Source organism: Pseudoneobacillus rhizolycopersici, assembly GCF_054786815.1.
On record NZ_JBTOOE010000036.1, the window covers coordinates 1 to 22,728 of the forward strand.

General features: G+C 37.6%; 21 protein-coding genes. 3 read left to right on the forward strand and 18 right to left on the reverse strand.

Features of this window, described 5'->3' with window-relative positions; genetic code table 11:
* Positions 1-336 precede the first annotated feature (336 nt).
* From ACX9YW_RS21695 to ACX9YW_RS21705, 3 genes are all read left to right on the forward strand, one after another.
* Entirely contained in the window at positions 337-657 is a 321-nt protein-coding gene (locus ACX9YW_RS21695; protein WP_460350524.1) for an ArsR/SmtB family transcription factor, read from the forward strand.
* A 20-nt stretch (positions 658-677) separates the two neighbouring features.
* Positions 678-899, forward strand: coding sequence for a hypothetical protein (locus ACX9YW_RS21700; RefSeq protein ID WP_460350526.1), 222 nt, complete (start codon positions 678-680; stop codon positions 897-899).
* Positions 900-1,128: 229 nt separating this feature from the next.
* Positions 1,129-2,295, forward strand: a complete 1,167-nt coding sequence (locus ACX9YW_RS21705; protein ID WP_460350528.1) for a serine hydrolase domain-containing protein — start codon at positions 1,129-1,131, stop codon at positions 2,293-2,295.
* A 335-nt stretch (positions 2,296-2,630) separates the two neighbouring features.
* Here the strand turns inward: ACX9YW_RS21705 and nagZ are convergent, their stop codons facing one another.
* From nagZ to ACX9YW_RS21795, 18 genes are all read right to left on the reverse strand, one after another.
* Positions 2,631-4,415, reverse strand: a complete 1,785-nt coding sequence (gene nagZ, locus ACX9YW_RS21710; RefSeq protein WP_460350559.1) for a beta-N-acetylhexosaminidase — start codon at positions 4,413-4,415, stop codon at positions 2,631-2,633.
* 240 nt (positions 4,416-4,655) lie between these two features.
* The gene (locus ACX9YW_RS21715; protein WP_460350561.1) at positions 4,656-5,861 is read right to left on the reverse strand and encodes a DUF4309 domain-containing protein; all 1,206 of its coding nucleotides are present in this window, start codon (positions 5,859-5,861) and stop codon (positions 4,656-4,658) included.
* The gene (locus tag ACX9YW_RS21720) at positions 5,803-6,441 is read right to left on the reverse strand and encodes a M56 family metallopeptidase (protein ID WP_460350530.1); all 639 of its coding nucleotides are present in this window, start codon (positions 6,439-6,441) and stop codon (positions 5,803-5,805) included. Before ACX9YW_RS21720 ends, ACX9YW_RS21715 begins: the two co-directional genes overlap by 59 nt.
* A gap of 17 nt (positions 6,442-6,458) precedes the next feature.
* Positions 6,459-6,839 carry a BlaI/MecI/CopY family transcriptional regulator gene (locus tag ACX9YW_RS21725; protein ID WP_308177974.1) on the reverse strand — a complete coding sequence of 127 codons (381 nt, stop codon included), beginning with the start codon at positions 6,837-6,839 and terminating at the stop codon, positions 6,459-6,461.
* A 294-nt stretch (positions 6,840-7,133) separates the two neighbouring features.
* On the reverse strand, positions 7,134-8,267 hold the full coding sequence (locus tag ACX9YW_RS21730) for a hypothetical protein (RefSeq protein ID WP_460350533.1): 1,134 nt from the start codon (positions 8,265-8,267) through the stop codon (positions 7,134-7,136).
* A gap of 11 nt (positions 8,268-8,278) precedes the next feature.
* The gene (locus ACX9YW_RS21735) at positions 8,279-9,544 is read right to left on the reverse strand and encodes a hypothetical protein (protein ID WP_460350535.1); all 1,266 of its coding nucleotides are present in this window, start codon (positions 9,542-9,544) and stop codon (positions 8,279-8,281) included.
* A gap of 5 nt (positions 9,545-9,549) precedes the next feature.
* Entirely contained in the window at positions 9,550-10,419 is an 870-nt protein-coding gene (locus tag ACX9YW_RS21740; RefSeq protein ID WP_460350537.1) for an ABC transporter ATP-binding protein, read from the reverse strand.
* Between the two features lies 1 nt (position 10,420).
* The gene (locus ACX9YW_RS21745; protein ID WP_460350539.1) at positions 10,421-11,182 is read right to left on the reverse strand and encodes a hypothetical protein; all 762 of its coding nucleotides are present in this window, start codon (positions 11,180-11,182) and stop codon (positions 10,421-10,423) included.
* On the reverse strand, positions 11,175-11,729 hold the full coding sequence (locus ACX9YW_RS21750) for an RNA polymerase sigma factor (protein WP_460350541.1): 555 nt from the start codon (positions 11,727-11,729) through the stop codon (positions 11,175-11,177). The genes ACX9YW_RS21745 and ACX9YW_RS21750 overlap by 8 nt, the downstream gene beginning before the upstream one ends.
* A 474-nt stretch (positions 11,730-12,203) precedes the next feature.
* On the reverse strand, positions 12,204-12,590 hold the full coding sequence (locus tag ACX9YW_RS21755) for a hypothetical protein (RefSeq protein ID WP_460350543.1): 387 nt from the start codon (positions 12,588-12,590) through the stop codon (positions 12,204-12,206).
* 247 nt (positions 12,591-12,837) lie between these two features.
* The gene (locus tag ACX9YW_RS21760) at positions 12,838-13,425 is read right to left on the reverse strand and encodes a hypothetical protein (RefSeq protein WP_460350545.1); all 588 of its coding nucleotides are present in this window, start codon (positions 13,423-13,425) and stop codon (positions 12,838-12,840) included.
* A 503-nt stretch (positions 13,426-13,928) separates the two neighbouring features.
* The gene (locus ACX9YW_RS21765) at positions 13,929-14,570 is read right to left on the reverse strand and encodes an SMI1/KNR4 family protein (RefSeq protein WP_460350547.1); all 642 of its coding nucleotides are present in this window, start codon (positions 14,568-14,570) and stop codon (positions 13,929-13,931) included.
* A 265-nt stretch (positions 14,571-14,835) separates the two neighbouring features.
* Positions 14,836-15,354 carry an NUDIX hydrolase gene (locus tag ACX9YW_RS21770; RefSeq protein WP_460350549.1) on the reverse strand — a complete coding sequence of 173 codons (519 nt, stop codon included), beginning with the start codon at positions 15,352-15,354 and terminating at the stop codon, positions 14,836-14,838.
* A gap of 342 nt (positions 15,355-15,696) precedes the next feature.
* Positions 15,697-18,132 (reverse strand): S8 family serine peptidase, encoded by a 2,436-nt coding sequence (locus ACX9YW_RS21775; protein WP_460350551.1) that lies wholly within the window; start codon positions 18,130-18,132, stop codon positions 15,697-15,699.
* Positions 18,133-18,994: 862 nt separating this feature from the next.
* Positions 18,995-19,996 carry an SPFH domain-containing protein gene (locus ACX9YW_RS21780; protein WP_460350553.1) on the reverse strand — a complete coding sequence of 334 codons (1,002 nt, stop codon included), beginning with the start codon at positions 19,994-19,996 and terminating at the stop codon, positions 18,995-18,997.
* Between the two features lie 20 nt (positions 19,997-20,016).
* Complete coding sequence (locus ACX9YW_RS21785) at positions 20,017-20,874, reverse strand: TPM domain-containing protein (protein ID WP_460350563.1); 858 nt, start codon at positions 20,872-20,874, stop codon at positions 20,017-20,019.
* 11 nt (positions 20,875-20,885) lie between these two features.
* Complete coding sequence (locus ACX9YW_RS21790) at positions 20,886-21,914, reverse strand: TFIIB-type zinc ribbon-containing protein (RefSeq protein ID WP_460350555.1); 1,029 nt, start codon at positions 21,912-21,914, stop codon at positions 20,886-20,888.
* Positions 21,915-21,944: 30 nt separating this feature from the next.
* Positions 21,945-22,367, reverse strand: a complete 423-nt coding sequence (locus ACX9YW_RS21795) for a PspA/IM30 family protein (protein WP_460350557.1) — start codon at positions 22,365-22,367, stop codon at positions 21,945-21,947.
* Between the last annotated feature and the right edge of the window lie 361 nt (positions 22,368-22,728).

Genomic DNA, 22,728 nt, shown 5'->3' on the forward strand with positions numbered 1-22,728 from the left:
ATAGTATTTAACGATATTAACGTTAAATACTACGCCCTGATATACTACATATAAGCTCCCTTTAGTTCAACAAGCATTATTTCTTTTTAGAAGATTTATACCCAATAATAATAACAACAGCAGCAATTACTGCGAACCATATATACCAATCCATTTGATTTCCTCCTTAACATACGAAAAATCAACATGATGATTTGTTAAATGGCAGCGACATTTTGGCAAACAACCATATACTAAGGGTTATGCCCTTTATACCAGAATATTCCTTATTCCATTAACAATATAGGTTTATTTAAATCTTGATTTCACATTTCATATGTAATAAAATACTTACATATGGTACATTTTAATTCCGGTGATGAGTTGCTATTATTTTTGGAGGCTTTATCCAATCCACAACGTTTAAACATTATTGCTGTTTTAACAGAGGGGCGACAATATGTTAGCCACCTTGCCCGCGAGCTTGGCATTAGCAGACCACTTTTGTATCTGCATCTACAAAAACTAGAGGAGGCGAACATCGTTACAAGTGATATGGAAATATTAGAAACAGGTCAAGCTGCAAAATACTTTCAACTTACCAATTTTCACTTTGAACTAAATGAAAAAATAATTCGAGAACTTTCGTCTACATTAACTTTGAAGAAAAATAAATAATTATTTGAGGTGTTTACAACATGAGTACAGTTATAGTACCTTTTTTAATCTTTTCATTGGTGCCCATTATATTTGTGTTACTAATGATAATTTTTGTCGTTAAAACTATTAAACGATCACAGAAACGTGCGGATGAAAAGCTTTCCTTGGAAAAGAAAAACACAGAACTACTCCAATTAAAAGTTAATGAATTAGAAGAAAGATTGAGAGTCATTGAAAAGATGCTTAATGAAGTAGATTAAAATAAGAGTCAAACACTAAAAATGTGTTTGGCTCTTATTCATTTCTTCAACTAACGCTTAGTTAACAAAAATTATCTGGTTAAATAGTTTGTGGTTAGCTTTTTAACTTGACGCTTTTTTGCATCTTATCGGCCTGTGGATACAACTCACTGTTTTTCTATATACTTCCTTTTATTATTTTTTTATGATAAACCCATAAGAAGTTATTTGATAGTGAAGGAGTGTTTTTATGATTAAGAAGGCTGCAAAAATAATAGGAGTTATGATCTTATCTATTCTTATCATTACAAGTATCATAATAGCCTTAAAAGTAGATTTTTCAAATCCAGCAGACTTAGAAAAATTTGTACAGAACAAAATGAATAAAACAAACGTACCTGGCGTTTCGATTGCTATCATAAAAGATAATAAGGTTGATAGATATATCAGTTATGGCTATGCGAATATTGCCGAAGGAAAAAAAGTCAATCAAGATACGGTATTTCAAATTGCCTCACTTTCAAAAGTAGTTACAGCTACCGCTATTATGCAATTGTATGAAAAGGAGAAATTAAAGCTCGATGATGATATAAACAAGTATCTTCCATTTTCAGTAACGAATCCAAACTTTCCAGATGAACCCATTACAATAAAAATGCTACTCGACCATACTTCTGGAATCCAAGACAATTGGGATGTAATCGACAGCCTTTATACGATAGATAGTGGGGGCGGCGACTCCAAAATTTCGATTGGTGAATTTTCTAAAGAATATTTAGGAATAAGTGGAAAGTGGTATTCCGCAGAAAAAAATTTCACAGAAAATAAACCAGGAGCAACTTTCGTTTATAGTAATGTAGGATTCGGACTTTTGGGCTATATAGTAGAGCAAGTTAGCGATATGCCGTTCAATCAATTTACAAAAAACAACATTTTTCTACCACTGGGAATGTCAGAGACGGAATGGCTGCACAAAGATGTGACAACCGAAAACTTCGCATCTCCTTATGATAACCAAAAAGAGCTGCCTAGATATTCTTTCCCAACCTACCCTGATGGTACATTGAAAACAAACGTCGTAGATTTCAGCAAATTCTTAGTAAGTTTGTCGGATGAAAGCAAGACCATATTAAAACCAGAAACAATGAAGGAAATGTTAAGTCCCCAATCAAATGATGGAAAACAAACCTTAGGTTGGAGTTATTCATCTTTAGATGACATTTTCATGAAAAAGTTAAATAACGGAAGTATCGTTGGCCACACAGGATCAGATCCTGGTGAATTTTCAATAGGGCTCTATAATCCGGAAAAAAAGAACGGTTTAGTCATATTTATGAACCAACAAATGGGATTAAAATTACAAACAATAAATATTTATTTTATGATCAAGAGAATGGTAGAAGAAGCTGATTTATAAAGTGAAACTTTTAATCAGTGGGGGTTTTGCGAAAGACATGACGTTCTAGTGAAAACGTTGTACTAGGACGCCGTGTACTTAGTCTGCCTTCATCCCCTGCTGATTGTTAGTTTCAAATTTTCTTTCCTCTACATATTCAATAAGGTTATCAAATAGATTTCTATCCCCAGAGTATAGATAAAGCCTATCAGCTATGTCACATATTTCATCAGCGAGTGTATCATAAGTGGATCCGTGGCTAGGAGGGGCTTTTTTATGTTCAAATTCCATTTTTCTTCATTATAGGAATGCTGCCCCTTCGTATTATAAGGTTAACCACAAACCAATATGAATAATTAATGTAAATACTTATTCAGAAGACTATTGATTGATTGATTTATTTCATTTATGTTAGGATTTCCTACTTTCGTATCGTTAATGCGATATTTCCTTTTTAGTTGAATTATTCTTTCTATACTTTCATTTAATCTTTGTTCGGAAATTTCCCCTTTTTGAACAGCGATTTTTAATGAGGAGGTAATTTTTTCAACATTATTATAGCCATGCCCAACCAAAATAATATCGCTTCCTGCTTTAACTGATTCTACCGCTGCTTTACCAATATCAAAATGTTCTGTTATGGCTCCCATTGTCATATCGTCCGTTATGATGACTCCTGTAAAACCAAGTTGTTTTCTAAGAAGATCCGTCTGGACAGCTTTTGACATGGTCCCTGGATTCGTTTTATCTAATTGAGGCAATAAAATATGGGCGACCATCACAACATCTGCGCCTTGATTAATCGCACGTTCAAACGGAATTAACTCTAGTTCTTTAAGTTCCTTAAGGCTTTTATTTACAATCGGAAGGTCCAGATGGGAATCAACCGCTGTATCTCCGTGACCAGGAAAATGCTTAATTGATGTGATGACGTTTTTAGACTGAATCCCTTTCATCGTTTGAATTCCAAGTTTACTTACTATTTCTGCATTGTTTCCAAAGGATCGATCCCCGATTACTGGGTTATTTGGATTGCTGTTAATATCGAGAACAGGTGCAAAATCGAGATTTAAACCAAATTCTTTTAATTCGCGGCCTAAGAGTGTTCCGACTTTATAAGAAAAGTCGGGATTATTAAGCTGTCCAATCTGTTTATTTGGAGGAAAGTTAACAAGTCCACCCGGCAATCTTGTCACACGTCCGCCCTCTTGGTCAACACCTAGTAAAAGTGGTAGACTTGAACTATTTCTAGATTTCAGTTGATTCACAAATTGAACTGCTTGTGCAGGGGTTTCAAAATTATATTTGTAAAAAATAATTCCTCCGACATGGAATTGGCTTATTAACTTATTTGCATTTGCGTCCATTGAAGTCCCGGAAACCCCAGCAAGAATCATCTGCCCAATTTTATCTTCTAAACTCATTTTAGAAATGACTTCTGAAATGGTTTGGTTTCCTTGTTGATTCGGTTTTTCAACTTGTGTTTGTTGATTTGGTTCCTTACCAATCTGTGTAAAGAGTGAGATATGGTCAACTTTAGGATTTGGCTCCTGCTCTGTTTTTACTGGTAAAACCCATAATAAATCAGTAGAAGACGTTGCATGATAGACAAGTATCATTTGGTCAACAGTTGAATCTTTATAGTATCGAATGGCATCGGGTTGTCCGCCAGTTTTTTCAATTTCATTTAACGAAATAGTTTGTAGTTCAGAATCATATGATCGTATATCATTAACAGTCTGATCGGCATAGCCGATTGTAGCATGATGACTTCCGTATTCCTCATATCTGCCTTTTGTAGTTTCCGAAATATGGTCTGATTTTCCCCATTCTTGATTTACTTCCTTCCATTCTGTTTTACCAGAAACAAAGGAAATGTTCGGGACTTTTCCTACCTTCGATAGGGAAAACGTTTCCTCTACTAATTTCTCAAGATTTGAATTCTGATTATTCTTTGAATCCACTGTATTTTTACCTGAAGGTTGAGTAATAATTGGACTTTCTTTACCTTTGGTAGTCTGTTCACTACTATTTTCTTTGATTGCATAATAATAAACGCCAATGATTAAGGCTAATATTAAAAGTGGAATCGTAAAAAAAAGTAGTTTATTTCTGGATTTTCTTTGTCTTTTCACTCCAATTTTCCTTTCTAACCTTTCATTTTTAGCTTTTATGACGTTTTTTCACACCATTTCAAATTCATCTTCCGATTGTTATTGTTATTGTTATTGTTATTGTTTAATCCATTCAAGAAAGTCGTTAACTTTAGAGGATGAAATCATGATCCTATTCCTTTCATCCTCTATTTAAGTTGTTAACTATTATGTTTACCCCTTTAACGGAGCTCGTTAGGAGTGGTTACTTTTTTGTTTCACATGCTATTACCATTGTCTTCCCGGATCGTTTGACATATTATTAAACGTCCCCTTAGGGTAAAGCACGGAGTAGTGGTCCATTACCGGGTCCGGATTGCTGTTTGAAGGCATAGGAAATACTAACAAAATCTTGTATTCCGAATTTGCAACATACCCAATAATTTCCTCGTCATTACTTTTCACATCATATGCCGGAGTTCCAAATACTTTCTTTACCATGGAAAGTGATAATTCATTTAATTTCTTATCAAAGGATCTTGCCTCAAAAATCTGTGACCCTTTGTTGAAACCAAATACCACATTGTATTTTGAAAAGACAGCATAATTTCCTTTAGCATTAGGTACCCAATCAGCCTTATCCGGATTTCCAAGTTTTATCTCTACGTCTTCTATAACAGTAGTTTTAACAGGATACTCTAAATTTATAATTTTACCCTGCTTTGCCAATTGCATGATACTTAAAAGTAGTTTTCGCTGAGTATCCCCATTAGATGATAAAACAGAGGTATTGTTATTCGATGGTGACGCATTGCTTGTTTTGTCTTTTGTTGTATTGCTTTGTGATACATTGTTTGATTCGTCCTGTCTTGTATTGCTTTGTGATACATTGCTTGATTCGTCTTGTGATGTGTTGCTATGTGATACATTGCTTACTTTGTCTTGTGTTGTGTTGCTTTGTGATGCATGATCTTGAGTTGTTTTTTCCACTGACAGAGTAGAACTATTGATATCGCTGTTTTCATTTAGGCTAACAACTGAACTGCCAGGTTTAATGGTGCTTGAAAAGCCTACCATAATTGTAAGAGATAGAGCTAATACTGCACATATTGCCGAACTTTTTTTAAATTGTGTAATCATAACAATTCTTCGTTTATTATATTTACTTGCATATCCTAATGTCCCAGTAGTACTCCTTTTTTCTGAGAATAATCTAAGCATATTGATTATTGTCTGACCGTATTTTTTGACTTCTTCTGTCTTTAAAGTGCTGATGACAGACGCATCACAAGCCACTTCACAGTCTTGTTTTACCTGATTAAGTGAATACCAGATTAAGGGGTTGAACCAATAGATTGCTTTAATAATCATAAGTAAGTTGTTTACCACTAAATCCTTGTTCTTAATGTGAGTTAATTCATGGCTTAATACAAACCTAAACTCTTCCAGGGTTAATTTGTCTATAAGCTCCTCTGGAATAATAATATTTAGGATGGATCATCCCGTAAACTGCTGGCGATTTCGAATAATTACTATAAATAATTTTTATCTTTGAATTAACTTTAAGCTTTAATTTTTCTGCTTCTAAAATTTCAATTAAGTCTTCTCTTTCACAGACTGAACACTTTTTCAATTTAGCCCTCATCAAGATATTAACGCATAAAATATAGAGTAAAAGCGATGAAACACCAATTATCCACAACACCGCTGCAGTATCATAACTTAAAATAGCGCCTATAATTCCTGGATCAGCTAATGCTTTATTATCTTCTATAGAAGGTGTATTTTCGGTTGCGATAGTACTATTTGGTATTATGTTAGGAACATATTGTTCTGCAATAAAATGATGATCAAGTTCCTTCTGTTCAATTGGAATAAAACTTATAAAGCTTATATGACTTTGAATGTCTATTGGCACTATTAGCCTAAGTACAAGCAAAATCCAAATATAATAATGAAGTTTTGCACTAAGTCTTTGTCTAAAAATAGCCTTAATAACAAGTATCCCTAATGCTAAAATACTCCCCATAAGCGAAAGTAATAAGACTTCTTTAAATAGTGCAGATAAAACCATACATCAATACCTGCCTTTTACTTGTTATTTTTTTTATTAAGCAATCGTTCCAGTTCTTCTATTTCCTCCTCAGAAATCTTCTCTTCCTTGATAAAATTGGCGAGCATAAGGTGGATAGAACCATCGTATACCTTTTGAATAAACGATCTTGTTTCATCCAATATACAGTCTCTTTTATCTACCAAAGGATAATACTCATAAAGAGGCTTCTCCTTATCCACACCCAAAAAACCTTTTTTCACCAATCTACTTATTAATGAATGAATTGTTTTAGGACTCCAATTCTTATTAGAACTTACTGCCTCTACTATCTTCGTAGAAGTTAATGGAGCTTCTTCCCATAACACCTTCATTACAATCCATTCTGCATCAGTTATTTTGCAATCTGCTTTCTTCATCTTTCTCCTCCATCCTACAAGTGTAATCCAATTACAGATTACACTTGTAGGATGGAGGTGTCAACATCCTTTTTTTCAAAAAATGTTTTACTACAAAACTAAAAATGAATAATAGATCGAAGCTAATGCAATTTATTCGTTTAATGAAGGAAGGAAAAATGAGCAATAAAGTACATTTTCAAAACAAAAAGAAGGCATAGGCTTCAATTACTTTACCTATGCCTTCCTTCTCATTTTTATTTACATATACCAAAGGAGCTCTTTCTTCATTACATTACCTTTTTTAAATTTCTATTAAGCCACTATATCCACTCTCTTTTCTCTCGACGATAAGGAAAGGATAAAAGCAGTTGTTATGACCATCAAAGCTGCGAAACAGGATGGGATCAGCCAAATGGGTAGTGAGATTGTAACAATCATAAAGAGCAAGTACTTTAATCCAAAAATCAGCAGCGCTAACACGAGTGGAACTTGTGCTCCAATCAGGACAATCATGCTTGGCGCAAGGGTGGAAATCCCCATTGACACAAAGGTTAGGATAAAGCCCATTACATAAATTGCCACGACAGAAAGTACGATGTCTTGGAAAAACGTTAAGTTGTACCAGTACTTGCCACCAACAAACGAATTTATCGGAACATCGAAAAAGACAGATGGATTGTTGGCTGAATAAATACATAAATAAATCCCTAGTAGTACAGTCATCAAAAGAAAGGCGGAGATTAGTCCGGCTGCGAGCTTTCTCTTAAAAAGCTGCCGCCCAATCTTCGACGTGTATTGCAAATCCACTAAATGTTGGCTTCGATCACGAAGAAAGATCGGTGAAATAACCAGTACGAGGCTTAGGAGCACAACAATGGCAATATTCTCAATGATTTGTCGAAAATTTTCGTATGAAGTTTCAGGATATAAATTAAATTGTCCAGTCTGCTTTAATTGCGTTAGATGTTTTTTTCCTGTGGAGTCGGCCTTACTCATTTCAGAATTCATAATTAAATCATGATTTTGATGGAAATCCAGCAATCTTTCTTTCTCCTGCAACTTCCAGAATAATGGATGGCTCTCTTCTAATAAAAATTTTGAAGTTAATTTCTCTTTTGCCACATCCCTACCGTCCACCTGTCGAAAATCCTTATAGGAATGGATGCCAACTTCGGCAAAGTCCTCCCGACTTTGAATAAACTGATCCGCTTTACGTACTTCCGCATCATATTTCTTTTTAAAATCTTTTACTTCAGCGGCAGTCATTTCGGGTCCATAGGTTTTAACCATTTCCTTCCCAACAATATAAGGTGCTGGGTTTCCGTACGGAAAATGCTTAATATGGAAATCAATTAAAAAATAATAAAGAATCACATTCACGAACGCAATCAAGAGAAGTAATTTCCAGTTTAAAATTTTTTTTAATTCCAACAATATGATACTCATTTCGTCACCCCTTATACGATATCCTGTCGTGCGAATTTCTTCAGTGAACCATAACACCCTGCGCTGAAAATGATGACCCACCCGATGAGGGTGTCCACCTCATAATACTTAAACATCATCAGCCCGCTCGTCCCCACCATCCACCACTGATGTGGATTGAGCAGGAGTGCAGATAGATTATATCCCGTCACGATTTTCAATACGGAACTGCCTGGCATAAAACTCGGTAAGATAAACAGAGCGATGAAGGTAATGCCAAATAAAATCACGGTATAATAACTGTTCTTCAACATGACGGATAGACTGAACGTAAAAATGCAAAACAGCAGGATGCAAACCAACGAAACAACAATAGCAAGGATCAGATAGGTGGTGAAGGAGAAATTCCACCAGGACATATAAGGCAAATTGTACTCCCAATTCAATCCGCTGCTAATCGCACTTTTCCATAAATGAGCGTAGTCAAACGTAGTAAAGAAGGTGCCAAGCGTTACCGTCATTAAGAATGCCGTAAGGATGAAAGTCGACAGAAGAGAAGCCAGGAGCTTATCGACCAGCAACTTCCTTCCTCTTCGGGCAACAAAGGTCACATGCTGCGTTCGATTTTCAAACTCAAAATTGGTAATCAAGGCCGTCGAAAGGACAATTAAAATCGTGGCTTCAATCATGATGCTCACAAACAAGGTGCGAAATAACAATTTGTGCATGAAGAACGGTCTTCCTGCGAAAAACCATTGCTTGTGCTCCCCATTTTTCTTTAGTCCTTCAAACCGTTCGGCAAATGTTACGTATTCTTTCCGAAGCATTTCTGCCGCATTTCCACTAAGACCATAGCTCTTTATTTCCCTTTCACCTGAAATTCGAATATCAATAGACGCATAATCCTGATCCAAGTTTTGAGCTTTTGCCACATACATTTCCTTTATCCTAATTTTGTGAAACCGTCGTAATTCCATGTCCGTGTATACACTTTGGTGTTGATAGTTTAATTGGTTAAAAAAATCATTGGCCGATTGAAAGCTCTGTTCGGATTTTTTTTGCGTCACGGCGTTCAAATTAGCAAGCTCCACCTTTACCTCTGATTTCAACTTAGATAGTGATTCGCCCGTTATATGTACGCCGTAATCATTAGATATTTGGTTAACCACACGCAATTCCTCTTTCATTTCAGAAAACTGGTAGATAATTAAGATATTCCAAGCAGAAAATAATACGAACAATGCTAAAATAATCGGGGAGGACAGAGCCTTCTTGCATTCTAAATAGATGATGTTCATGGCCATTACGCCTCCAAATCATCTCGATATTCATATAAGAACACATCTTCCAAATTCGGAACGACCTGCACCCAGTCCTTGCCCTTTTCACCTTGATGAACAAAGCGAACTCGCACATTCCCCCGCTCTTGCTTCTCCCCAATAAGAACGTGGTTCTCACGAAAGCCTTCTAATTCCTCATTGCCTATCAAATTTTCATAGACCATACCATCGAGCGTTTTACAGATAGTTGGGACCGATTCATTAAAGAGGATTTCCTGATTTTTTATCATAATCACTTGATTGGCAATCGATTCAATGTCAGAAACAATATGGGTAGAAATGAGAATCAATCGGTCTCTAGATAGTCCCGTTAATAACTGGCGAAACCGTGCTCGCTCCTTTGGATCGAGGCCCGCTGTCGGCTCATCGAGTATCAAAATTTTCGGATCATTTAAGAGCGCTTGGGCAATCCCGACTCGTTGAATCATCCCACCCGAGAATTTCCTCATTTTTTTATTGGCAACTTCACTCAATGCTACTTTTTCTAACAACTCCGTAATTTTAGCGGTTGCGTCCGTTTTTTTGATTCCTTTTAAAGCCGCGATGTATAACAAATACTGCTTCGGGGAGTAATGCTTGTAGAACCCGAAATGTTGTGGCAAATACCCAAGAATGTCGCGGTATTCTTCATCAAGCTCGACAATATTGATTCCGTTATACAAGATTTCCCCTTTTGTGGGAGAAATCAGAGTCACAAGCATCTTAATTAATGTCGTTTTCCCCGCTCCATTTGGTGCCAGCAGCCCATAAATTCCATGATCAAATTCAAGGTTAATCTGTTTTAAGGCGGTAAACTCTTTGTATTGTTTACCTACGTCTTTCACAACTAGCATATTATAAAACTCCCCCTATTGGTTTCATTTGAATTAACTTGCTTAGGTAATGATAAAAAACTACCATACTGCTCAACAAAACCATTCCATAGACCACCATTGGCATGGTCATGAGAAAATCTGTATAGACTTGATGGTTGATAATACTGAATGCAATGTTGCATCCAACCCAACTTACCCCAACCATAAGGGCAACACCTACAGACTTTCGTTTAACAAATACAAATAAAAATAGAACAGAAAATAGAAATAGAGCCGTGGTTGAAATCATAAAGGTTCTGAAAAAATCAAAGGTATCGTATCTCCATACGAGGGACAGCATACAGATGGTGTTAACCAAGATTGTGATTATGCTGAAATGAAGCATCCGAAAAGCCGCCACTTGATATAGGTTGTGCTTGGCCGTCATTTCCACTTCTATGGTCGCTCTTTGCCTCTTTTCCAAAAGGTCGTATAGTGATAGCGCAATAAATAGAAGCGGCGAACTGATAAAGACGAATCCATAGATATTTGCTTCATTGAATTGGTAAGGTTCTGCAATCATGGTTAATAGGTAGATTAGAACTGCCATGATGGACATAGTTATAAAAACCCCATCCCTAGGATTGGTAAATAGATAGTGGAAACCCACTTCTTTGTACAACCTTAGCAGAACGGAAAGAAACGATTCTTTCGGTTTTACCCCTAAACGTATGATGGTCTGGATCTCTTTTTGTATGGTCTCATTGTCTGGCATCGGAATATGGAGTTTTTCTCTATTCACTTTCATGCGCCCCCATTTCTTTTTTAATCAATTTGATGCACGCATAGTACCTGGTTTTCACTGTTGAAACGGGAACCTGTAGCCATTCTGCAATTTCTTGAAGTTTGTACTCGCCAAATAGCTTTAGGCGGACAATTTGCTGTGACACGGGGTCCATTACGTTTACAATAGAAGCAATTTGTTCTACATCTTGTTTGTACTCCAACTGGATGGCCATGTCTTCCGTCCCAAAAAGATCCACTTCCTCTAATGGTTCTGTTAGCTTTCGATGTTGATAGTTATTGGAACGAAAGTAATCTACCACTCTATTGGAAGCAATCCTGTATAGCCAGGTACGAAACGCAGACTTTTGATGGTCATATTGCCCGATTGACTTAAGGGCACTAATAAAAATCTCTTGCGTTAAATCAAGGGAAAGTTCTGAGTCTATTGTCTGCTTATAGACAAAGCTATACATTTCCCGATAGTACTTGGATATCAGTTCATTGGCGGAATCATGGCATCCACTTTTCTTTATTCTTTTAATCCAACGTTCTTCTTGGTCCATAGTCTCACTGCCTTCTAACCATATATTCGTAAGTAGGTTGAAAAAAGTTTTAAAAAAAGGAAATTTATTTTTATTATCCTATAAGTGGAGAATTTGCGGTGTGGAAAATGGCTCCGTTTTCCATAGGGAATCTTCGAAGAAGTAACGACTAGTGGCTGTCGTAGCGGGAGTATTTGATTTGTGTTCTATTTCTTAAGGGGGGAATAATCAGAATCTTATTAAATGAGGGATAAAATTATTTAAGTGTTATTATTCAATCAACTTGATTTGATTATATAAGATAAAAAGCGTTAAAACCCTAAAGGTACAGGGACTTTGACGTTTTTAAAATTGAATCATTTCATTTAAAGCGTTCATATGAATAATACGAGCGGTTGATGATCATAGAAAAAGGCGTTTCCCCTTCTTGGAGAAAACGCTCTCGTTAGCTAAATTAGAAATTAAAGAAATTTAAGAAATTATTCTATCGATTTTCTAATCCTCTAATACCATCCACTGACGAAGTTCATATTTAGTCGGAATTTCCCCTGTCTTATAAAAAGTCTCAAAAACGTTAATTGCGTCGTTGATAGTTAGAACCTCATTCTTTTGAACAGTTATTGGTCCTACACTACAATTTATTGAGGTTGGTTCCTTATTTTCTTCTTCTAACCCTAAAGTACCTAAATTTTTATTGTGTTTATATTCTATGGTAAGACGCAATTTTTCCCCAGCACACTGTACAAAATCTCCCGAATCGTTACTAAGTGTAAAAAAGGACTTTGTACGGGAGTTAATTTCATATAGGTTTTTTAAAATCGTTTCAAGGGTTGGGTTTTCTATCATTTTATTATTAGATCTCGATTGATATTCGAAAATCAAATTGTATCCCCCACTTATAGAAGTATTAAGTTAGACTAACATTGACTAAATTCGCTAAACCAATTTAAATTCCTTCTCAAGTAATCCTACTCTATATTGGATATCGCGCAAAAAAAAACGAGATAAATAAGTTTTAATGTATAAAAACTCGTATATTCTCGGCTTGTGGTAATAGCTGCTTAAGTAACGATAGCCCCCGTTAGTACATTTAAAAAGCTCTACTTAATCTTAGAGTAAAGCTATTCTATTATTCGTTTATGATTTTTGAAATTTCCTTTAACGGAATTAGCTGATCTTTGTCTGTCAATTCTTCAAACTCAAGATAACGAAGTTTTGTCATTACATTATATTCACCAACTAGACTATCTAATAATAGATAGATCGCTCCAATCAAATCCTCTTCATATCCATCAATATAAAGGTTAGCATCTAATTGTGTTCCATCCTCAGAAAATTGATATCTAAAATAAACCGTATTTGCCGAAATCGTATATCCTTTAAAATTTATCTCAATATTCTCATCCATTGGCTGTCGAAAAGCTGTTATCTTCCATCGTTCCATCTTGGGAGCTATATTAACTAATTTTATTACATAAGGAATTAGCTCTGCTATACCGTCTGCACTAATAACTAATTCTCTGATACCATTTTGATCGGGTTCTGCACTAAATTCAAAAGCAAGATCCTCATGAATTTTATGTAATTGTTCTGACAGAACATCAAACAATACTTCACGATCTAGTTGTGTCATCTGATAAAATTTGTCTTCATTCTTTCGAAACCACTCCCAAAACTTTTGTTCAGGTGTTAGTTTTTTAAATAGATTGTTGAGCATGTCTTTTCCACCTAAAAATAATTTTTATTAATATTTGCACTTAAGCTAGTATAAATAAATACCTATTAGAATCCGTATTCGCATTAAAAGCACCGGTTATTTTACCAGTGCTTTTAATCTTGATTATGAATTAAGCATATGCGGCTTGTACCAATCCTTTTCTTACCTTCGAAACTATATCAATTCCAACACATAACAACACAACTGTACCTAATAAAGGCAATTGTAAAAGATGCACATTATCACTCCGCTCATTACTTACCCTTATTTTACCATATTTTATTAAATATCAAGAATTTTCTTTTTACTTACACAAGGGAAATAATATTTTTTTCTTATACCTAATCCTTAGGGAAGGGTATGTTCTTCTTCATCATTGTCATTTATTTTATGAATAGAAAATTGAATATTTTCATCTCCTAATAATTGTGTCTTGTGGAAGATTAGCATCCTATAGTTCCATAAGAAAAACAACGTCACTCGTTAATTATGTTCAGCATCTGTTAACTCTCCCTGATTTTATCAAAGATTGGGTTCTCAATATTTAATCCAGTTCCATCCACAGCGATTGACCAATCATAAATATCAACAAAAGATACTTTTGACCAAATTTTAAGTAAGCCTTCGAAAGAAGCAGCAATAATAGTTCCATGAATATAAGGACCACCATCCATGACATCGTGTTCCAAAAATACAATTGGCATTTTATCTTTCCGCGTGTCTATACAAAAGGCATCTCCGTTTGGAAAACTAAATATAGGAATCCAATGACCCCCATCATTAACCAACGCACGTAAACCCTCGTTACTATCCAGTTCTTCTTGGTCATTAATACCTTCTTTCACCATTTCCTTCATTTCAAAAACTTTTTCCAATACCTCATCTGGGGAAAGTAATTTTATATAGCCCGACTTACAATCTACCCCAAACAAATCCGGATCAGCCGACCAATCAAATAATACTGTTGATGTTTCATTTATATAGATTTCTTTTAAAGATTTAGGTAAACTATGCCCGATATTCTTCTCTAACATTTCAATGTCCGATAGTTTTACAGGATCTTTAAAATTGATATCTGAAACTTCTATTCCTTCAATATTTGAAAGTTTGTTATGAATTTTATTTACTTCAGATAAAAATGTCATATTTCCCCCTATATTTTTAATAAGTATAAACAACCACATATCTTAATTCGAATGAGCAGCTATGGTATCCTGCTGGATTTAATTCAAATTGCAAAAAAGCTGAAACAACAGAGATGAATAAGATTCTGTATATTTTCAGCTTAATTGAATTATTTACAATGGATGATTAGCACCCATTACTTTAAGTACAATAACTTCACAATCTTGTTTACGCCTTTATAAAATTAATTCCTTAAGTACGTAATCAATGTAAAATTACACCTTCTTAAAGACGAATAGAGCCATATTGATGTCGCCCCTCAAAAAGAAACGCAATGATACTCTTATAATAAGGTATAAATTTTTTTAATTCGATTAGCTCTAAGATTTCCTCTTTAGAAGCCCATTTGGCTGCTTGTACCTCTTCAGTCTGTAACATCAATTCATTCAAATCAATGTCATATTCAATTAAATAAAAATCATCAAAGCCACGTTCAAAGTTAATAGTAAATTGTGGACGTATCTTTTCAAAGTTATAATGAATCCCCAACTCCTCGAATAACTCTCTTGAAGCAGCCTGCTGACTTGTATCGCCTGCAACCGCACTACCACCACAAGTGATATCCCAAAGATTGGACCACCCTTGCTTAAAGGGCTGACGCTGCTGAATGAGCATCTCTCCTTTTGAATTAAATATACATACGTGTACTACTAAATGAAACTCGTCTGATGTCATTTCATCTCCACGAGTTATTTGTTTCTCTATTTTATTACGATGCTTATCATATAAATCCCACTTTTCCACTTCTAAACTCCCTTTAGGTATAATTTTATAACAAGATTCTCAGTGTACTATAAAATAAATTATGTTAAAACAAACCCTATCATTTCGCCTTCAATTGTAAATTTAATCAAACGTTTGTTTGAAAATCACTATTTCAATAAAACAGTTAATTATGTTTGTATAAAACGGAATAGATGCTTCATGGTGCATTTTTGTCTCAAGCATTAAAAATCCCCCAACTGGTGTAATGGTTCCTACCAATTTTGGGGGATTTAATTTGTTTTTTAAGATTTCATCCTTTTATGGGTGATGTTTTTCAGTGGTATAGAACCCTCTCCATGCTTCTTCCTAGAAGATTCTAACCTACTTAAGCTGAAAATTCCCCCCAGCCAAAGTCGAAACGCCTTTATTGGTCGCATAAGCATACACATTGTAGTACCCAGGCGCTAGCTTTTGGCCATTAACGGTTCCATCCCAAGTATAGAAGTTCGTGTATCCTGCTGGAACATTTGAAAGCACCGTAATGTCTCCTACATAAGCAAGTGCAGTTCCCGCTGAATTCGAGGAATAGACAAACAATTCTACCGTCTCCGCCCCGTTAGGGAAGTATCCAAATAAATTAAATTGGCTGCCACTTAGCTGCTCGACCCCGACGCTAGTCACGCGCGGATAATCCGGCTCTTTTACAAAAAGAATGGTTGGAACATCATACGTTTCCGTTCCATTGCTTACGACAATGGTTCCTTCATAGTAGCCTTGTGCCAAAAGATTGGCATCAACCTGTACATTGAAGTTAACCTGTTGTGATTGACCCTTATTGACACGAAGGTTATTGCTCGTTTTAACTTTAATAGCATTGGAGTGATCCCCAAATTGAACATCAAAAGAATAGGTTTGTGTTTTACTTGAAAGATTTTTTATCGTAAAATGCTGCCCCTCTACTTGTTTACCCTTATCCTTATAGAAGGTTCCAAACGAGTGACTACCTGGTGTGACAAGCGTCTTCGCGTTGATTGCATCAACGACTTTAATACTTCCAGCACCTTGAGAATTATGTGGATAAGCCTTGCCAGTTGCAGGATCCACCAAATTTTCAGCCGTATTCATGAAGGCTGCCTTAACATCATCAACATTCCAGTCTGGATGTGCTTGTAATAATAAAGCTGCCGCTCCTGCTACATGAGGGGACGCCATACTCGTACCTTGCTTCGCACCATATCCATGTGGGTTAGCTGGGTTATGAGTTGGGATCGTACTTGTAATATTTACCCCAGGTGCTGAAACGTCTGGCTTTATCATCCAAGTTCCATAGGCAGGTCCACGTGAAGAGAAGCTTGCCATTGCTTCGCCAATACGATTCGAGAATTCCGTTTGAAACGAAACTTTGTTGTTTCCTGCAGCCAATTGAGCCTTTAGCTTTTCTCCGTCATCCTGTGAAACCTTAATGGTTGGTACGGCCATTCCTGCCACATCCGGCTGCTCACCTCCAACATTGTTATAAATAATCGCCCCAACAGCACCAGCAGCTTTAGCAGCAGAGGCCTTATCTACAAATGCAATCCCTGCCCCACGGCTAATTAAGGCAATTTTTCCAGTTAAATCTTTTCCGTTAAAATCAGCCGGTGCACCAAATCCGACCTCAACAAATTCAAATTCTTTGCCGTTTAATCCTAAAATCGCTTCATCTGACGGGAAGCCTTGAACCTTAGCGGAAGGATACGTTACGCCGCCTGCGGTAGAAATGGATCCATTATAAACATTAAACGGAAGCTGTGTGGCTCCTACGGAAATCGCTTGACGAGAAGTTCCCGGTGACCCAACCGTCCAGTTATTTGGACCGCTGTTACCATTAGAAGTAACCGCTACAACACCTTCAGCCATCGCCCAGTCCAAAGCAATACTTGTTGCATAATCCGGGTCGTTCAATGAATTTCCTAAAGAAAGATTCATCACATCCGCGCCGTCTTCCACGGCTTGCTCAATACCGGCAATAACATTATCAGTAGACCCACGGCCACCAGGTCCTAACACACGGTAAGCCAATAACGTAGCTTCCGGTGCAACCCCTTTAATGAGACCATTTGCAGCAATCGTTCCTGCAACGTGTGATCCATGGTCCGTTTGGGCACCCCTTGGATCACCCTTTGGCGTTTCTTGTGGATCATTATCCTTGTCGACAAAATCATACCCCTTGTACTCACCAAAGGCATGATTTAAATCTGGATGCGTGTAGTCCACCCCTGTATCAATGACCGCAACAGTTACGCCTTTACCCGTAAATCCACTTTCCCACGCTGTTGGAGCACCGATATGCGGGGCACTAGCAAACATATTTGGGCTATAAGCATCTTCCGCCAAAGCTTCCCCATCTCCGACACTCGTTACCGCATATTCCACGTTAGGATATACCGCTTTTACTCCAGATAAAGCTAAAACGGCAGGGATTTGATTGGCCGGCAATTCAACGGAGAATCCTGAAAATACATAATCGTATTCTTCATTCACCTTTGCATTTTTAGTAGTCTTAATTAGTGCATCTTTTACTGAATTTCGAGCTTTGGCAAGATTAGCCTTTGATTGGCTCTTTCCTTTATGTTTAGCTGCAACAATCGAATCATCCTTGATCTCGACAATAACCGAAGTTTTATCGTTTGAGGAGAAGTTAAAATCACCATATAGCTGTGCCAATGGAGCGGACGGTACCTGACTAGTTTGGTTGCTTGCTCCTACACTATAAGGGGCGAATGAGGCAAGTAGCGCAGTTGAAATCACAATTGACTTAAACGACTTTTTCTTCATTTTTTGCGACAACTCCATTTCAAATGTATTTTATTCACGCGTCTTCCCCGTAACACCTCCATACCCAAACGCGTAAATTTCTGAATCTACTTAACATTTAAAATATTAAATGAACAATCTACTTTTTCCTTGAGCATTAATACCTCAATATACATAGATAATTAGTAGGATTTGTGAATTTACAAGCCCAGTTAATAGAAAGAGAATTATTTCGTCCCATGATGATAGTCCTAAATCTCAAAAAACGATTGGTGCCTGTCACCAATCTCCTTATTTTTTCCAGGAATCTATTTTCTGCGTCAACCGAGTAAAACACTAGAACCGTCCCCATGTTTCATCAAGAGCTTGTCCACGGGAGGTACCTGACACCTGGTTCTATAGGCAATATCGATTTGAATTTTGTAGGCTGTTTTAGAGGAAAACCGGATAATTCCAGCTTCAGTTTTGTAGAATAGATCTCTTTCGCAGAGAATTCGATGCTAGTAGAAGGCATTGCCGCGCCAAAAGGCGGAAATTTGTTGTTTTTGGGGTGATTATGCTCAAAAAGTAGCTAGTTTTCTAGATTTTTTTGCAGATTGATAGTTTTCGAAATGGTTTTATTCTTAAGTTTTGTCACTTATGACCAACTTTTAAGGTTTATGCCCAACCTAGAAGTTTTATGTCCAACTTTCGGGCACTTATTTCCAACTTTACAGATATATTTCCAACTTTTGAGTACTTATTTCCAACTTTTGAGATATATGCCCAACTTGCCACGCTTATGCCCAAGTTCTCCGTCTTATGCCCAACTTTACTTACCTCCCTGCCCCCACCTAGTCAACCAAAAGAAACACGAGAACCGTCCCCGTGTTTCATCCCAATATTAAACAAGCTTTTGTCCACAGTTAGAGCAGAAATTAGCCCCTTCTGTTTTGGTGCCGCAATTTGGGCAAAAGTTCGGTTTCTTTTGACCATCTGACTTTTGCAATGACGGTTCGGAAATATCCGCAGCAACAGGCTGATTAGGAGCAGGCTGGTTAGGCTGATTCATCCCATTCATCATTTTACTTGCCATATTCATTCCCATCATCATCCCCGCCATATCGGAGGCTGCCCCGCCGCCGCTCATCTTGCCGGAGGCCATGCCATCTGTGAGGGAGATTTGCTGATAACGATTCACGTCACTAACCATTCCATGTGAAGCATTTTTCGTAATCATGTCTTGAATCTCTTTTGGATAGCTAAAGCTCATGACATGGAACCCCGTAATCGCAATCCCGCTCTTCGTCATCTCCATATCTAAATCCTCTTGAATGCCTTTCGAAATGTCGAAGGAGTTGGCCTGTAGGTTGAACATATCCTTTCCTTCTCTCGAAATCCACTTCATTAAAAGCTGATCCAGAACCGATGTAATCCGAATTTTGACATCCTCTACTAAATATTGCTCGCGAACACCAGCAATTTCATCAATAAGAGAAATATAATCATTCACTTTAAAATGAAAGGTTCCGTTCGCACGAATCGGGAGGCCGCCTGGAAGTCCGAGTGTGGGAATATTAATCGCATTTTGCGTACCCCATTTCACGACAAACTCTTTCGTGTTCACAAACAGCACTTCTACCCGCATCCCGCTATTAAACCCGAACTTAAATCCCTTTAAAGTCGACAAGAAGGGAATAATTTGCGATTCAATATCATACTCGCCTTCATCGCGGAAGATCCCCTCGATTTTCCCATTCTTAAAAAAGATCGCATCCTGGCCAGGACGGATAATCAGTTTACTCCCCTTTTTAATTTCACGGTTGCTCCACTTATAGAAAATCATGTCATCTCTGAATTCCAGCCATTCTACTACATTGGCAAATTGATTTTTAAAAAAAGACATCTACGATCTGCTCCTTCCATTTAAAACTTCCCTCTACTGCCGCTATGTGAATGCCCACCACTTGTAACGCCCCCGCCTCCACCGCCGCTATTGGTATTACTAGACGGTTTCTTCTGCTTCGTAACAGTTTGTCTGACAAAGTTATCGTATGAGTTTACTACTTTTGATCGCTGACTATCCATATAGGTTCGGGCATTAACCGTGACCCTTCCGCCAGAACGATAGGCCATGATCATGACCACAACCCCTGCCATGACTAGCGAGACAATCAGTTGAAACCACCATTGAAAAAATACATTTTGAGAGGGCTGGTCCCCGACATCATAACCAACATTCACTGTCGGGCTTCCCACCGATCCATTGCCCGAATAGCTTCCCCTTCCGACATCCGGCTCAATACCCATATCTTCATAGGCCCAATCGATAAATGCTGAGAAAGCAGCAAAATATTGACCGTCTGATAAATGGGGAGTGATCTCCTCGCGAATGCGATCAAGCCGACTATCATTCAAATACTGCTCCGCTTTTTTAAACCCAGCCAAATAGAAATCACGTTCATTCATGTCAATGGCGAGGATCGCTGTATTCCCATGCGGCTGGTCGTATCCCGGACCATGCTCATCATAAAAATCTTCTACATACTGGACAATATCCTTCCCATTACTGTCATCTAAGGTGATGATGATAAAAGCGGTCTCTCGCTCTTTCCCTCGTTCACTAGCGAGATCTTGGAGTTTCAACGACTCTTCATCCGTCAACAAATGGGCATAATCGTAAATATAATGATTCCGGTCAAAGGTTTCTGCCTGAGCTGTTGACATTCCCCATGGCAAAACCAACATCAACATTAACAAAACAAGAACACCACGTTTTAGCATATGACTTTCTCTCACCAAAACCCGCCCCCCATCATATAAGAGACACATTTTAACGCAAAGAAGGTTCCCACCGCGATGCCACTAAACCAAGCCGACACTTTACCAGCGCTGATGGGCGGTTTGCCAACCACTTTACCAGTCTGTCCATTCATCGCAAACGTATAGTCAGATTGGTTAAAATCATAGCTGATCATCCAGACTGGCAATAACACATAATGACTTTTTACATTTTTCGTATCAATATGCTTCATTTTATAACGGGTTGAATGATAGCCTGAAAAGGTGGAGGAGATATAGGACTCGATATAGTCGCTGATTTTCTCCTTCGCCCTTGGGAGCAGCTCTTCATCGGTATAATTGTATTTCTCTGCCATGTATCCTGCCAAATAAGGTGTCTTAAAATCCTTTAAGCTTTCATAGGGATAGGGTTCCAATTTATCCATTAGTTCATCGTTCATTTTAACGGAGGCATCCACCGGAATCTTGAGATAATCTAAATTGATATCACGGAAGGCATCATAGTACTTTGTTTCGGTATAAATATAATCACCTTGTGTATAGGTTCTAACTCTAGTGCATTCTGCGCTTACCTGTACTTTACTATTCAAATCAAACAACCAAAACGGCACATAAATCCCGGTAATACTTTTGATCCTATCTGCGGTCATAAAGTCTTTTGGCGTAAGCAATCCTTTTCGGCACCATTTTTGAAAGGCAGCCATGGCTTCTTCCTTGCTAATCGTAAAAGGAATGACCTTTGCCGGTGCAAGCTGGCCAGAAAGGCGCTCAGCAATGACGACTGCGGCACCGCAATAACTGCATTTTGTTGCGGCTGTCTCAGCTGTCGTAATGAGCCCCGCTCCACAATTCTCACAATGGTATTCCTTTGCTTCATCGTCAGAAAATCTGGCTGTCACCAGCTCTTCCGGATAATTTCCAATATTTTCATGTCTACCGCAGCTTTGGCAGTTGAGGTCGCCTGAATCAGCATCAAACCCCATATCACTCCCACAGCCAGGGCATTTATAATGAAGGATCACGTTCTAACCACCCCTTTGTATAAAAATTGGTCAAACGCCGCTACTTTTAATGGATTCTAATTCACTAATATCAGCAAGGAGTTTATCATGTACTGGTTTCATCTGCTGAGATTTCGCTGAAGCCGATTGATAAGCTGCTTGCAATTCTAATAGCTTTGCCCCCAACGCTGACTTTTTCTCTTGAAACGTTCTTACATCAGCATCACTGCCCTCAGCTTGTGCCTTAATGGAGTATCGTTCCATTTTCCCAATACCCTCTTGGCATTCATTTAGCTCCCGCTTCAAGCGCTGCTCCTCAGCTAACAAGGATGCCATTTCCGCCTTTACCTTCCCTAACTCCCTATTCAGGTCTTGTAAACTCTGCTCAACCATCTTTTCCAAATCATCGCTCTCATCCGACAAACTATCCATTTTGTTCTCCATCATTTCCCTAATCCTTGAAAAAATGCTCACCGTCATCAGCCCTCCTATAAGAGAAACAATACTATATAATACTGTCTAATTTTATGAAAAGTTTCATTTCCTTAAAACAAATTATGAAACATCGGGACGGGTCTATACGACAAAATAGCATAAAAAAATAGCCTAACTGTCGTAGAGAGCGATTCTCTACGACAAATCGGCATGAAAATGTAACCAAACTGTCGTAGAGAGGGCTTCTCTACGACAAATCGGCATAAAAAATTAGCCTAACTGGCGTAGAGAGCGGGTCTCTACGACAAAATGGCATAAAAAATTAGCCTAACTGGCGTAGAGAGTGGGTCTCTACGACAAAATGGCATAAAAAATTAGCCTAACTGGCGTAGAGAGTGGG

What these genes read in the sequence shown, in the direction of transcription:
- ACX9YW_RS21695 (WP_460350524.1), top strand. Translation starts at nt 337, where the DNA reads ATGGTACATTTTAATTCCGGTGATGAGTTGCTATTATTTTTGGAGGCT.
- ACX9YW_RS21700 (WP_460350526.1), top strand. Translation starts at nt 678, where the DNA reads ATGAGTACAGTTATAGTACCTTTTTTAATCTTTTCATTGGTGCCCATT.
- ACX9YW_RS21705 (WP_460350528.1), top strand. Translation starts at nt 1,129, where the DNA reads ATGATTAAGAAGGCTGCAAAAATAATAGGAGTTATGATCTTATCTATT.
- ACX9YW_RS21720 (WP_460350530.1), bottom strand. Translation starts at nt 6,441, where the DNA reads ATGGTTTTATCTGCACTATTTAAAGAAGTCTTATTACTTTCGCTTATG.
- ACX9YW_RS21725 (WP_308177974.1), bottom strand. Translation starts at nt 6,839, where the DNA reads ATGAAGAAAGCAGATTGCAAAATAACTGATGCAGAATGGATTGTAATG.
- ACX9YW_RS21730 (WP_460350533.1), bottom strand. Translation starts at nt 8,267, where the DNA reads ATGAGTATCATATTGTTGGAATTAAAAAAAATTTTAAACTGGAAATTA.
- ACX9YW_RS21735 (WP_460350535.1), bottom strand. Translation starts at nt 9,544, where the DNA reads ATGAACATCATCTATTTAGAATGCAAGAAGGCTCTGTCCTCCCCGATT.
- ACX9YW_RS21740 (WP_460350537.1), bottom strand. Translation starts at nt 10,419, where the DNA reads ATGCTAGTTGTGAAAGACGTAGGTAAACAATACAAAGAGTTTACCGCC.
- ACX9YW_RS21750 (WP_460350541.1), bottom strand. Translation starts at nt 11,729, where the DNA reads ATGGACCAAGAAGAACGTTGGATTAAAAGAATAAAGAAAAGTGGATGC.
- ACX9YW_RS21760 (WP_460350545.1), bottom strand. Translation starts at nt 13,425, where the DNA reads ATGCTCAACAATCTATTTAAAAAACTAACACCTGAACAAAAGTTTTGG.
- ACX9YW_RS21765 (WP_460350547.1), bottom strand. Translation starts at nt 14,570, where the DNA reads ATGACATTTTTATCTGAAGTAAATAAAATTCATAACAAACTTTCAAAT.
- ACX9YW_RS21775 (WP_460350551.1), bottom strand. Translation starts at nt 18,132, where the DNA reads ATGAAGAAAAAGTCGTTTAAGTCAATTGTGATTTCAACTGCGCTACTT.
- ACX9YW_RS21780 (WP_460350553.1), bottom strand. Translation starts at nt 19,996, where the DNA reads ATGTCTTTTTTTAAAAATCAATTTGCCAATGTAGTAGAATGGCTGGAA.
- ACX9YW_RS21785 (WP_460350563.1), bottom strand. Translation starts at nt 20,874, where the DNA reads ATGCTAAAACGTGGTGTTCTTGTTTTGTTAATGTTGATGTTGGTTTTG.